The organism is Vibrio sp. 2132-1 (assembly GCF_033344315.1).
Map to the genome: position 1 here is coordinate 60,788 of NZ_JAWPON010000008.1, position 13,065 is coordinate 73,852.

Annotated in this window: 9 protein-coding genes and 1 tRNA gene; 2 read left to right on the forward strand and 8 right to left on the reverse strand. The window is 44.9% G+C overall.

The window, feature by feature from the left end; translation table 11 throughout:
* Positions 1-78 precede the first annotated feature (78 nt).
* The 5 genes from dhaR to R8N47_RS10745 all read right to left on the reverse strand — a co-directional run bounded on the left by dhaR (position 79) and on the right by R8N47_RS10745 (position 8,339).
* Positions 79-2,004, reverse strand: coding sequence for a dihydroxyacetone kinase operon transcriptional regulator DhaR (gene dhaR / locus R8N47_RS10725; protein ID WP_064353603.1), 1,926 nt, complete (start codon positions 2,002-2,004; stop codon positions 79-81).
* Between the two features lie 145 nt (positions 2,005-2,149).
* Complete coding sequence (locus tag R8N47_RS10730) at positions 2,150-2,680, reverse strand: MltR family transcriptional regulator (RefSeq protein WP_005379708.1); 531 nt, start codon at positions 2,678-2,680, stop codon at positions 2,150-2,152.
* Between the two features lie 86 nt (positions 2,681-2,766).
* Positions 2,767-3,915, reverse strand: coding sequence for a mannitol-1-phosphate 5-dehydrogenase (locus tag R8N47_RS10735; RefSeq protein WP_062730758.1), 1,149 nt, complete (start codon positions 3,913-3,915; stop codon positions 2,767-2,769).
* 111 nt (positions 3,916-4,026) lie between these two features.
* Complete coding sequence (locus R8N47_RS10740; RefSeq protein WP_005379710.1) at positions 4,027-5,979, reverse strand: PTS mannitol transporter subunit IICBA; 1,953 nt, start codon at positions 5,977-5,979, stop codon at positions 4,027-4,029.
* Between the two features lie 608 nt (positions 5,980-6,587).
* Positions 6,588-8,339 (reverse strand): lysophospholipid acyltransferase family protein, encoded by a 1,752-nt coding sequence (locus tag R8N47_RS10745; RefSeq protein WP_064353604.1) that lies wholly within the window; start codon positions 8,337-8,339, stop codon positions 6,588-6,590.
* Positions 8,340-8,572: 233 nt separating this feature from the next.
* Between R8N47_RS10745 and R8N47_RS10750 the strand changes: the two genes are divergently transcribed.
* Both R8N47_RS10750 and R8N47_RS10755 read left to right on the forward strand, forming a co-directional pair.
* Positions 8,573-9,292 carry an SIMPL domain-containing protein gene (locus R8N47_RS10750; RefSeq protein WP_005379714.1) on the forward strand — a complete coding sequence of 240 codons (720 nt, stop codon included), beginning with the start codon at positions 8,573-8,575 and terminating at the stop codon, positions 9,290-9,292.
* A gap of 223 nt (positions 9,293-9,515) precedes the next feature.
* Entirely contained in the window at positions 9,516-9,791 is a 276-nt protein-coding gene (locus R8N47_RS10755) for a hypothetical protein (protein WP_005379716.1), read from the forward strand.
* Positions 9,792-9,886: 95 nt separating this feature from the next.
* Here the strand turns inward: R8N47_RS10755 and R8N47_RS10760 are convergent, their stop codons facing one another.
* The 3 genes from R8N47_RS10760 to rpoD all read right to left on the reverse strand — a co-directional run bounded on the left by R8N47_RS10760 (position 9,887) and on the right by rpoD (position 13,039).
* Positions 9,887-10,690, reverse strand: a complete 804-nt coding sequence (locus R8N47_RS10760; protein ID WP_017633488.1) for a MetQ/NlpA family ABC transporter substrate-binding protein — start codon at positions 10,688-10,690, stop codon at positions 9,887-9,889.
* A 255-nt stretch (positions 10,691-10,945) separates the two neighbouring features.
* Positions 10,946-11,021 (reverse strand) — tRNA-Ile (locus tag R8N47_RS10765).
* A gap of 155 nt (positions 11,022-11,176) precedes the next feature.
* The gene (rpoD, locus tag R8N47_RS10770) at positions 11,177-13,039 is read right to left on the reverse strand and encodes an RNA polymerase sigma factor RpoD (protein WP_005395986.1); all 1,863 of its coding nucleotides are present in this window, start codon (positions 13,037-13,039) and stop codon (positions 11,177-11,179) included.
* Between the last annotated feature and the right edge of the window lie 26 nt (positions 13,040-13,065).

Here is a 13,065-nt window from a genome sequence, read left to right on the forward strand (position 1 = left end):
GATATCTTATCGTTAGTACACCTGTACCGGCGTGCTTACGCCGGTTTTACTTTTGTTATAGGAACGCCAATTCACGACTTAATACAGCTTCATTTGCTCCTGCAGCCCAAACTTATTAATTTTTCTCCATAAGGTCGTGCGGCCAATTTGCAATGCTTTCGCCATATCATGCATTTTGCCATCACACTGATTCCAAGCCTGAACAATCGCTCTTCTCTCGGCTTCTTCTAACGTGATTACTGGCGTATTTTCTGCGGTATGGCGAGAATTCAGTTTAATGTCTTCAGGAATATCGTTCAGCTTGATTAAGTTGGAACTGCGGTTAAGCAAAATTCGCTCAGTTCGATTTCTTAATTCAGAGTTGTTGCCTGACCAACGAAAATTCATCAACGCTTCCAGTGCGACTGGCTCTATCGAGATCGTCACATTGTGGCGGCGTTCATAATGGCTGATAAGTTGCTGGACGAGAAATTCAATGTCTTCTTTACGCTTTCGTAGTGGCGGAATATGCAGCTCGTTCGAGGAGATTTCATAATAAAGTTGCCGACCAAATGAGCGCTGAGTGACATACTCGCTGATCTCTGAAGCGGTGCTGGTAATAAGTTGAAAATCTACGGGGATCAATCGCAAACTGTCGCTGCGGCTGACGAGCCCAGTTTTTAACAACTTAAGTAGCACGGCTTGTAAATCGGGCGACAGATATTCCACCTTTTCTAAAAAGAGCGTACCGCCATGGGCGAGCTCAAACTTTGAAGGCATGCCTTGCCCTTCGTCATACCCCAGAGTTTCTTTGACCAGTTGCTCTGTATTGATGGAGCGGCAGTTGAGCGTAATGAACGGCCCTTCTTTGTAAGTGCTTTCGTTATGGATCGCCATGGCGAGAGTGGCTTTTCCTACACCTTCTTCACCCGTAATTAGAATCGGTGATTTGGACTTTATGGCCCGTTTTGCAACGGTAATGACATGCTTCATTTTTCGTGAAATGACAGGCAAAGTGCTGAACGTATAGCGCGCACTGCCACCTATTTGTTGTTGAGCAAGTTCGCGAATTTTATCGATAGGGTGCAAGAACAATAAGTGTGTGCCGTCGTTGAGTGGACGCAAGGTGATGATCGCTTCAACAAACTCGCCACGAACCTCTACCGTTGTGAGTTTACGGTTTATGCTCGCACCTGACTCAATACTAGTAAGGACATTCGGTGGGAAGCGCAAAACAGAAAAGACTTCTTTATCCAAGACCTGACTGGCTTTAATGTTTAACAAGCGCTCGGACTGGTGATTTACCATGGTTATACGGCTCTCTTCATCCCAGGCCAGAAGGCCGTCATCCATGCACTCTAACGTTGCGTTATGCGCACAAGTGAGGCGGTTCATGTTTTCTTGTTCCGACTGAATGTGGATTTGCAAGCTGACTTCTTTCGCGCTCGACGCGATGATGACTAAGTCTTCTTTCTTATAGCTTTCCGCTTTTCTGAAAAGGCATGTTGTACCGCGTAATTTGCCAAATTGGTCAAAAACAGGCGCCGCTACAGAGGCATAAGAGTGCAAGTGGCGATTGAAATGTTCGGCAGCAAAAACTTCACACGGGATATGAGTGTTGATACAGAGATTGACTGCATTTGTGCCTATCTTTCCTTCGGAGAGAAAACAGCCTTGTTTAATACCGAGCGCCTGCATCTCTTGTTGCATTGAGTTATGTCCCACAACAGATAGAACGCAGCCGTTGCCGTCAGTCACCATCAATACCAGGTCTTCGTCACCAAGCATATCGTACGTATCTTCAAGCACGGTCGTGGCGCATTCGATGAGATATTCGTTGCGCTTCATTAGAGATGAGAAGGTAAATCCAGAAGCAATATGTGGTTTTGACCAGGTGTAAGGGCTGCATTGCTTTATGCAACGCTCCCACGACTCGAGGACGGGAGTGCGGGAAAATTCTGGAGATACCCAGTGGTGTTTCTGGAAAAACTCCCACTTAGTTTTAGTGTCTTCGATTGAAAGCATGCGATACCGTTTCAATACTAGCGATAGATTGGTCTGATGTTACAGAGACATCGGAATATGGACTGTGATGGCTTTCACGCACGTTGTATAGAAGAATGTGCAAAAAGGGGGGCGAGTTGAGGAGGCTTCCGTGCCAGTTTTTCGATTAAAAAGGGCTGTCTTTGCCGAGCTCATTGCAAATCTCGACAATGGCAAGTGAGAGCCCTGACTTAATGATTTGTTGTTGACGTTGCAGTTGTAGCTGATAAAACTCAAGGTCGATGTCGTCATCTGGTTCGCTGACTTCCAGTTGTACCATGCCCATTTTCTTCACCAAGTGCAGTTTCTTAATTGGTTCTAGAATATTCGGGTCAGTGAATTCGTAATCTGAAGCGTCACTATTGAGTTGGTTTTTGAGTTTGATGATGTCTTCGATGTCGTGGTAAATGTCATCGGGGAGCACTCCCAAGCCAAACAATAACTTCAAACGAACAGACAGATCGCCCAGCGGTCCAGAGTCTTGTAGCAGCGGACCGACAACTGATTGAACAGCGAAGTTATCTTTACGAAAGATTCTTTGCACCAACCCGTCGATCGAATCGTTAAAAACGTCGACTGCTGCAATGAAAAAGCCTCGTACCGATGGTGCGCTGTTTAATCGCTCAATGATCTCGGTTTCGTTGATGTTATCTGCCATATACTGAATACATTTCTAATTATTAGCTATCCCAACTCTTCAAGCAGAGAAGGACATAGAAGGGGAGCCGAGCTCCCCTAGGTAAATCAAAGTTGGTTGTAAAGTGTCTCGATTTGAGCCACTTCAGCACTGTCTTCTGCAAGACCTGTGTATGTCGCTAGCGTCTTCTTCACACCCACTTCTTTTAATGAGTTTTGTAGCTCTACGGCTTGTGGGTCAGTGTCGTTAGTGTACTTCAACGCAGCGGCAATGCCTTTCAAAAGTGTTTGATTTTCAGTGCCATACTCAATTGTACCGAGTAAAGGCTTCACTAATCTATCGTTTGCACCTAATTTACGAATTGGTTGGCGACCAACACGATCAACTTCATCAACTAAATAAGGGTTGGCAAAGCGTCCTAAAATCTTCTCGATGTAGGCGTTGTGCATGTCACGGTCGAAGCCGTAACGTTTGATCAGCACTTCACCACTCTCTTGCATCGCCTGTTTTACTTCAGCGTGAATGCTTGGGTCTTCAATTGCTTCACGAATGGTGCGATGGCCTTTCAAGCAACCTAGGTAAGCGGTAATGCAGTGGCCTGTATTGAGAGTGAATAGCTTGCGTTCTACGAATGCCATTAGGTTGTTGGTTCTTTCCATGCCAGCTATGTCAGGGATTTCGCCCTTGAATTGCTGCTCATCCACAATCCATTCGCTAAAACTCTCTACAGTGACTTCTAGTGGGTCATCGTTCGCCGCTTCTGCTGGTGGTACGATGCGGTCCACTGCGGAGTCGACGAAGCCAACTAGCTCGTCTGCTTTCGCGTGTAATGATTCATCCAAATGTTTGTACACTTCACCTTTTAGGTGAGTCGTGCCACGAACCATGTTTTCGCACGCGATGATGTTCAATGGTTTATCGTTACCTGCTGCAAAGCGTTTAGCAATGCCGGTAGCGATGGTTTTTGCAATGATGTCCAGTACGTTAGGGCCAACCGCTGTTGTTACCAAGTCGGTTTTTACAATGCGGTCGATGACATCTTCACTGGCTGAGTTTACCGCGGTGACGTGAGTTACTGTGTCGATTTGGCACTCAGTACCGACCACTTTTACTTTGTATTCTTGCTTGTGACTCAGTTGGTCGACGAGTGGAGCGTCAACGTCTGCAAATGTGACCTCGACTTCTGCATCTGCTAAGAGTTTTCCGATGAAGCCACGACCAATGTTACCTGCGCCAAAATGAACTGCGTTTTTCATAATTCTTACCTACCAATGTCTAAAATGTTGACTTACGAAACTAGGGGGAGGCCAACCGCATAGGGGGTGACAGCTGACCTCATTTGCCTCAGGAGCAAATTAAAGGGGTAATTAAGCCGCTTGTTGACCGCCAAGGATGTTCAGAATCTCTTCCACATCGTTGGTGCTGGTTAGCTTCTCAATTGCCTCCGGCTCATCGAGCGCGTTCGTAATGGTGGTAATCACCTGGATGTGCTCATCGTTCTTAGCGGCAATGCCGATAACCAGTTTCGCTACATCATCGTCGTCTTCAGTAAATTGGATACCCGATGGGTATTGGCAGATTACAATGCCGGTTTTCTTCACGCGGTCTTTCGCTTCTACCGTGCCGTGAGGCACTGCGATAGATTCGCCTAGGTAAGTTGGAACCAATGCTTCACGCTCAAACATCGCGTCTACGTATTCTGGTTCTGCGTAGCCAAGTTCGACCAACTTGTTGCCCGCGAAGCGAATCGCTTCTTCTTTGTTGGCAGCTTTCAAACCTAGGTGAATGTTCTCACGCTGGATTTGGAACACCGACGTTTGCTGTGGCTCGAAGTTGTCGTCGTTTGCTGCCACGAGCGACACTTTTACCATTTGGTCGTCATTGGCTGCGGATTGGTTTTGTGCGGCTAGTAGTTTGGTGACTAGCTGGTTGTACATTTCGCTGTCTAGGAAGTTAGTCAATGAAATGTGGTGTGCGTTTGGAGCATGCTTACGTGCACGATCCGTTAAGTCTTTATGAGTAATCACGATATCTGCACTCTCTGGTAAGCTGTTAATGGCAAGGTTGGTTACGTGGATGTTCAGACCTGCGTCTTGAACCTTTTTGCGTAGCATGCTCGCGCCCATTGCACTCGAGCCCATGCCCGCATCACAAGCGACAATGATGCTTTGTACTGTCGCTAGGTCTACGTCACCTTTGCTTTGGCTGTTTACCACCGCATCGTTTTTAGATGCAGATTTCATGTCTTTCATTTGTGATGTTGCTTTCTCTAGTGCTGCTTCATCACCGTCTTCTTCTGTTGACGTTTGAGTCTTCATTAGCAGTGCTGCTACGGCGAATGACACGCCTGTTGCTGCTGCGATAGACGCTAGAACACCAACGATTGAGCCTTTCTGAGTCATCAACAAGATTGCAAAGATTGAACCTGGTGATGCTGGAGAAACGATACCTGCGTTAAAGATAGTTAGAACGAATACGCCAGTCATACCACCTGCGATAGCCGCAAGGATTAGGCGAGGGTTCATTAGGATGTATGGGAAGTAAATCTCGTGGATACCGCCGAAGAAGTGGATGATTGATGCACCACCTGCCGTTTGACGAGCCGTACCTTTACCAAACACCATGTAAGCTAGCAGGATACCTAGACCAGGACCTGGGTTTGCTTCGATTAGGAAGAAGATCGATTGACCTGTTTCAGACGCTTGTTGGATACCCAGTGGAGAGAAAATACCGTGGTTGATCGCATTGTTTAGGAACAGGATCTTCGCAGGTTCAACGAAGATTGAAGTCAGTGGTAGTAGGTGAGCAGAAACTAGGAAGTTAACGCCAGCCGCCAAGCCACCAGAAAGAATTTTTACGAATGGACCGATAAAGATGAAGGCAAGGATCGCACATAGCATGCCGATGATGCCCGCAGAGAAGTTGTTAACCAACATCTCGAAGCCACTTTTTACTTTACCATCGATGTAGTTATCGAATTTCTTGATAGCCCAGCCGCCCATTGGGCCGACCATCATTGCCCCCATAAACATTGGGATGTCTGTGCCGACAATCACACCCATTGTTGTGATTGCACCGACTACCGCACCACGATCGCCACCAACTAATTTACCACCGGTGTAACCGATAAGTAGTGGCAGCAAGTAGGTAATCATTGGGCCAACCATAGAGGCTAATGTTTCGTTTGGTAGCCATCCCGTTGGGATAAATAGAGCAGTGATAAAGCCCCACGCGATAAACGCGCCGATGTTTGGCATTACCATGTTTGACAGAAAACGACCAAAATTTTGTATCTTGATCTTGGCATCTGGTGATATCATAACAATTCCCCGTTCGATGTTCTGATGAATCTTGTTGTAGTAAACGGTTCGCCAAAACCGTTTGTTTGATTGCTTAGTACCCAATCAATTTACCACACATTTTCCAATTGGAACTGACAACGGGTTTTTTGTGATCTACGCCCGAATTTCTTAGGCTGAGAAACGGTTTTTAAGTGACCAAGTTCAACTTATTAACTTGTAACTTAATAACAAAAAGCCACTTTCAAGTCTGTCAATAAAAATCTTAGTGATCAATCCGATCTTCTGACAAATTTAAAATTAAAATACCTTGTGACTTTGATCACTTTTAATTTTTTTTGAAATTCGAATTAAATACTTGTGATGATCAATGTCACGTTTTGTGTTGAGTTGTGGTGAATTTAAAGTGTGACTTGGATCTGTTTTTGTTTTTTGTGAAAGTTTGTGACGGAATTGGTGAGATAAATGCTATCTAGATCTTTCGATAGATTGTATCTATAAGAGTCTTTTCGGCGCACTTCACGGAGCACGCCTAATTAGTTAATGAAAGGGTAAATAAAGAGAGTCGCCACACGGTTCTTCTTGTGATTCCCAACTCTCTATTTAATCACTGTTCTTAATCATCGTTGCTATTTAGTATGATAGACGAGGTAGTCATGAGCTTGCTCGCGTCCCATATACCTTGCCAATGTCTTTTCTTGAACATCGCGCAAATCCACCATAATCAATCCATCTAGAGCGTTATTGAATGCAGGGTCGACGTTGAAGCATACCAGCTTGCCATTGAGGCTTAAGTACTGACGCAGTAAAACAGGGACACCTTTTCCTTCATCGATTCTGGCAATTACGCGTGATAGTAACTGTAAATCTCCCAGAGCAGTAAGCATGCTGGTGTTCCAGTCACGATGGTGCTCAGGAAGTGGGTTAGAAGGCGTGACGTACTCTGCGCAGTTGTTGTCGTAGTGGTGCAGTGTCATTGATTGGGCAAGCAGTTGGCGTGCAGTATCACTATAGTCGTTGCTAATGCTTACCGGACCAAATAGGTGCGTGTAATCTGGGTTTTGATGAACGAACGTTGCGATGCCTTTCCACAGCAGCAGCAGCGCGCTCATGCTCTTTTGATATTGCTGCGCAATCACTGAGCGCCCCATCTCAATGGATTTACCCATTTGGTCGATAAAGCGTTGGTCATAGTTAAACAACGTTCGTGAATACAGACCTGCTACGCCGCGCTTTTCAATCAGTTGATCAACCAGACCTAAACGATACGCGCCCACCAAGCATTGGTCCTCTCTGTCCCACACAAACAGATGCAGGTAATCATGATCGAAATGGTCAATGTCTATTGCTAGTCCCGTCCCTTCGCCAACTTGTCGGAAATTGAGCTCACGTAGGCGACCAATTTCATGCAGTAGGGAAGGGATACTCTGCGACTCCGTGCAGTAAACATCGAACTCACCACTTGTTAGCAGCTTGGACTCTTTTGGTAAGTTGTTCAGCTCTTCAAGCAATTCGCCTACGGGTAACCCTGCCGCTATTGGAGAGAGCATTTCTGATGAAGAAGAAGGCTTCACTGAATGGGTTTCACGATTGAGCAAATAAGTGTTGAGCCGCAAATAGTTCACTACTTGATCATCGTTAAGCGTGTTGATCTCTTTAAATTTTATCGCTTGGCCAAAGGATAAGTTGATGGTTTGCGCCTGTTTGTTCAGCAGTTCTCGCCCAAGCAGTAGGGTGCGCAAAAGTGGATGGATTTTCCCTGCCATATAGAAGCGTTTCGAGTTCTGGCCACTGATGAATACTGGAACTGTCGTGGCTTTGTTTTTGCGAATTAGGCTACTTACGCTTCGACTCCACGCTTTGTCTTCCAAGCGTTGTTGTTTGGCATCGACTAACTGGGACACTTCACCGGCAGGAAAGACAAGCAATAAGCCGCCACTTGCGAGGTGTTTATTAGCCGCTCTGAGGGCCTTCATATTTGATTTGACGGCGTCTTTGCCTTCAAACACATCGACACCAATGAAGAGCTGATCTAACTCTGGTACGGTTTTCAGGTATTGATTGGCTAGAATTTGGATATCGTCTCGTACCATCAACAAGAGTTCGGCCAAGATGACGCCTTCCACACAACCAAGCGGGTGGTTCGCCACAATGACGGTAGCACCTTGTTTAGGCACTGAGTCGAGTGAACCATGAGCAATGCGATAATCGATACCTAAAATATCCAACGTGAAGCGGAGAAAAGTTTTGGTATCGGCATTAACGGGGCGTTGAGCGTAGAACTTATCAAGCTGGTTTAAACCGGTTGCCCATTCAGCAACGTTTTCACCAATGCCAAACGGCGTTTTACGAGGGAGACGAAAAGGGGTTGAACTATCCATATTTACCTCAGCGTACAAGTTGCTGATTGGATAGTAGAAATTACAGATGACAGTTAAGAGGCAAAAGCATGAGCCTTTGGTGACAAACCAATGAAGCTTTATTGACTAAAGAAAACGGTATATCACTGTGCTATGAATCAAAACTCGCGTTATGTCTCCCTCTTAAAACAATAGATAGGCTATCTTATCTAGAACAAAGATTAAGCTAAGTTGATATTTATCAGGGGGAAATAATGGAACGAGTTTCCAATAAAGCAGCACTTTGGATTGGGCTAAGTTTGATACTTGGTCTTGGCATCCTTGGCTATTTTATGCAGCAGACGGCGGTGAAATACCGAGCCTATGAAAGAGTCGTGACAGTAAAAGGTTTGTCGGAGCGTGAGTATCCTGCTGATACGGTGATTTGGCCGATTCAATTTACTCTAGCGAGTAATGATATGGGAGCCATGTTTGATGAAATTGACCAGCAAACCCGTTTGATTTTGGACTTTCTAAGTGCCAAAGGGCTTCCTGAAACCAGCGTTTCCCTTTCTTCCCCAGCGGTCATTGACAGAAAAGCACAGCAATATGGGAGCGAGCAAGACATTGAGTATCGTTATTTGGCCTCGCGAACCGTTACGGTTTACAGCCAGAGTGTTGATGTTGTTCGAGCGGCAATCAATGAAATAGGTGAGCTAGGAAAACAAGGCGTTTTGCTTAACCAAGATCCTTATGCAAATCGTGTTGAGTACAGCTTTACTAAGCTGAATGATGTGAAGCCAGACATGATCGAAGAAGCGACTAAGAATGCGCGTGAAGTGGCTGAGAAATTTGCGAAAGACTCACAGAGTTCACTGGGTAAGATCAAACGTGCAACTCAAGGGCAGTTCTCGATTTATGACCGAGACAGCAACACGCCTTACATTAAGAAAGTACGAGTGGTATCGACGGTTCAATATTACTTATCTGATTAAAGTTGCGCTCATATAGTCAATAGTTGGTCGTTCCATCACCTTCTATTTGTAGAGGTATCTATGCTCTGTGATAGGGAAATCAGTCTTCGATGACGCTATATACAAGTACTTTTTTATAAAACTAAGTTCTTAACAGTGATGAGGTGAGTTTGATAATAATCAAGCTCACTTGTTTCTTATGAGCGTAAGTTAGTATGACTTATTGCTAGAAGGAATTAGTATCATGGCATACAAGCACTTTGTTAGAGAACTACTGGGTTTAGCGATTGTTGTCTCTGTCGTCTTTGGCGTATTAGGCGTGATGTTAGAGCTCTTCGCACTGACGGCACTTTGGGAGCATCAGCAAACGATAGCCGATGTTTTCTTCCATGAATCTCTCTACTTCATCGTATTTTTAATCCCACCATACTTCCTCTGGAAGTTGATTAACCGTCCTGAATTGGTTTCTGCTGACCAAGCTTATTTGGCAATGAAGTTAGAGGCTGAAAGTCGACAATGAGTCGATTTAGTGAGTAATGAAAAGAAGAGGCGATGAGAAAACATTAGCCTCTTTTCTATCTGATTCGTGGGGCAAAATATTCGCTGCTTTATTGATTAAAAAGCTGCTTCGATTGTGCCTTTGAAAGTGCGATCGAGGTAATCACGAATCGCTTGAGATTGATAAATAGAAACGAACTTTTTATACGCTTCATTATTTTTGTCTGCGTCACGAGTGGCGATGACCATGACTGCTAATGGGGCGTCTTTTGCTTCAAGATAGATACTTTGTTTCTTCGGATCTAAACCAGAAGACATTACGTAGTTCATTGTAATCGCAGCCGCGTCCACATCATCTAATGTTCTTGGTAGCTGAGCGGCATCTACCTCGACAAATTCAAATGATTTTGCGTTTTTTGTGATATCAGTTAGGGCGGCTTTATGGCCAACACCCTGTTTCAGCTCAATTAAACCTGCATCGGCGAGTAGCAACAGACCACGACCACCGTTGGTAGGGTCATTTGGAAGCGCTATACGTGCATTGTTTGGAAGCTCTTGCAGTGAGCGATACTTATTGGAATAAAGCCCCATACGCATAAGAATGGACTGACCAATTGATACTAATTGGGCGTTATGGCTACTGTTGAAGTTGTCTAAAAATGGCTGGTGCTGATAGCTATTAATATCGATGCTACCATCGCTAAGAGCGGCATTAGGTGTCACGTAGTCAGAAAACTCAATGACTTCGACATTCAAACCTTGCTTCGCAGCCTCCTTCGCTACCGCCTCGACTACTTGTGCATGTGGTCCAACTGTCGCGCCCACTTTAATGACAGAGTCATCTTTTTCTCCACAAGCGCTTAAGCCGACTACTGCCGTGAGAATCAAAGCTAGTTTCTTTAAGTGACCAATACTTTTCATTGTAGCTCCATTTTTGCTTTAGACGTCCATACGTTTATATGTCCATCCTATCAGAAGTTGTCTGAGGGTCAATGGTTTAAATCACGAGCAGACATTTTGTTTCTATTGCTCGTATAGAAAGCCAGATAATAGTTAAAGAAGAGGGGAAGAGGAAAAGCTATTACGAGGTTAGTGACGAGTTACCGCAACTGTACCCAAAGATATAAGATACAAAAAAGGCGTAGTAGGTATTAACCTGCTACGCCTTTCGAAATATGGTGGCCCCTCGCAGACTTGAACTGCGGACCAATCGATTATGAGTCGACTGCTCTAACCACTGAGCTAAGGGGCCTTAATAGGACAACGATTATAGGGGAAGCGTTGCAAGGTGTCTAGATACCAACTAGGGCAATTGCGCTTAGTTTTTATCCACTTAGAACAGTAGATAATAAAAAAGGTGACCTAAAGTCACCTTTTTTGATTTCTAAAAGCTTGTATGCGCTGCGATTATTCGTCTAGGAAGCTGCGCAGAGTCTCTGAGCGGCTTGGGTGACGAAGTTTACGTAGTGCTTTTGCTTCGATCTGACGGATACGCTCACGAGTAACGTCGAACTGCTTACCAACTTCTTCTAGAGTATGGTCAGTGTTCATGTCGATACCAAAGCGCATACGAAGTACTTTCGCTTCACGTGGCGTTAGACCTGCAAGCACGTCTTTTGTTGCCACTTTAAGGCTAGTTGCTGTTGCAGAATCTAGCGGAAGTTCTAGCGTTGTATCTTCGATAAAATCACCTAGATGCGAATCTTCGTCGTCACCGATTGGTGTCTCCATTGAGATAGGCTCTTTAGCGATTTTTAGAACTTTACGAATCTTGTCTTCTGGCATTTGCATGCGCTCTGCCAGTTCTTCCGGTAGTGGCTCGCGACCCATCTCTTGCAACATTTGACGAGAAATACGGTTTAGCTTGTTGATCGTTTCGATCATGTGTACCGGGATACGAATCGTACGTGCTTGGTCCGCGATTGAACGAGTGATTGCCTGACGGATCCACCACGTTGCGTAAGTCGAGAACTTGTAACCACGACGATATTCGAACTTATCTACCGCTTTCATCAGACCGATGTTACCTTCCTGGATCAGATCCAAGAACTGTAGGCCACGGTTGGTGTATTTCTTCGCGATAGAAATTACAAGACGCAAGTTCGCTTCAACCATCTCTTTCTTCGCACGGCGAGCTTTTGCTTCACCGATAGACATACGACGGCTGATGTCTTTAATGTTCTGTACGTTTAGAGAAGTCTCTTCTTCAATCATTTTTAGCTTAGCGATTGAACGACGGATTTCTTCTTCGTTACGTTTGATCTTTTCAGCGTATGGCTTGTCTGAAGCAAGAACTTCATCCAGCCAAGCTTCACTTGATTCATTACCAGTGAACAGCGCGATGAATGATTTCTTCGGCATTTTGCCGTATTCAACCACTGACTTCATGATCAGACGCTCTTGAGTACGAACGCGATCCATAGCAGTACGCAGTTCATTCACTAGGTGATCAAACTGTTTAGGTGTTAGACGAAACTCGCGGAATACGTCTAGCATCATTTCATTAGCAACGGTTGCTTTCGGGCTGTTATAGCCGTACTCGTTGATTGCTAATTGAAGATTTTGATAGGTGCTGCGTAGTTGGTTGAATTTCTCTAGCGCTAATTCAGGATCGATACCTACATCTTCTTCAGAATCATCTGAATCGTCATCGCTATCTTCGTCGTCATCAACGTCTTCATCGTCTTCTTCTTCTAACTGAGATTCAGTCAGTTCAGAACCGATGTGTGTTGCCGTTGGTGCAGCGGTGTCGTCAGCATCTGGATCTACAAAACCTGAAATTAGGTCTGTAAGACGTAGTTCTTCAGCTTGAACTTTGTCAAATTGCTCAAGAATGTACGGAATTGTGCCTGGGTATTCAGCAACAGACGATTGAACTTGGTTAATACCTTCTTCAATACGTTTTGCGATGTCGATTTCGCCTTCGCGAGTTAGAAGTTCGACAGTACCCATCTCACGCATGTACATACGTACTGGGTCTGTTGTACGACCAATCTCACTCTCTACGCTAGAAAGTGCAGCGGCTGCAGCTTCGGCTGCATCTTCATCGGTAATATTTGTGTCATCGTTCAGTGCTAAATCATCAGCATCAGGAGCAGTTTCTACTACCTTAATGCCCATGTCGTTGATCATCTGAATGATGTCTTCTACCTGTTCTGAATCTACGATTTCAGCAGGTAGGTGGTCATTTACTTCGGCGTAGGTCAGATAGCCTTGTTCCTTGCCTTTAATAACAAGTGACTTTAGCTGTGACTGCGGATTGTGATCCATAGACGGTATCCAACTTCGTAATCTGG

Coding starts and splice junctions, on each gene's coding strand:
- dhaR (WP_064353603.1), bottom strand. CDS start 2,004: ATGCTTTCAATCGAAGACACTAAAACTAAGTGGGAGTTTTTCCAGAAA.
- R8N47_RS10730 (WP_005379708.1), bottom strand. CDS start 2,680: ATGGCAGATAACATCAACGAAACCGAGATCATTGAGCGATTAAACAGC.
- R8N47_RS10735 (WP_062730758.1), bottom strand. CDS start 3,915: ATGAAAAACGCAGTTCATTTTGGCGCAGGTAACATTGGTCGTGGCTTC.
- R8N47_RS10740 (WP_005379710.1), bottom strand. CDS start 5,979: ATGATATCACCAGATGCCAAGATCAAGATACAAAATTTTGGTCGTTTT.
- R8N47_RS10745 (WP_064353604.1), bottom strand. CDS start 8,339: ATGGATAGTTCAACCCCTTTTCGTCTCCCTCGTAAAACGCCGTTTGGC.
- R8N47_RS10750 (WP_005379714.1), top strand. CDS start 8,573: ATGGAACGAGTTTCCAATAAAGCAGCACTTTGGATTGGGCTAAGTTTG.
- R8N47_RS10755 (WP_005379716.1), top strand. CDS start 9,516: ATGGCATACAAGCACTTTGTTAGAGAACTACTGGGTTTAGCGATTGTT.
- R8N47_RS10760 (WP_017633488.1), bottom strand. CDS start 10,690: ATGAAAAGTATTGGTCACTTAAAGAAACTAGCTTTGATTCTCACGGCA.
- rpoD (WP_005395986.1), bottom strand. CDS start 13,039: ATGGATCACAATCCGCAGTCACAGCTAAAGTCACTTGTTATTAAAGGC.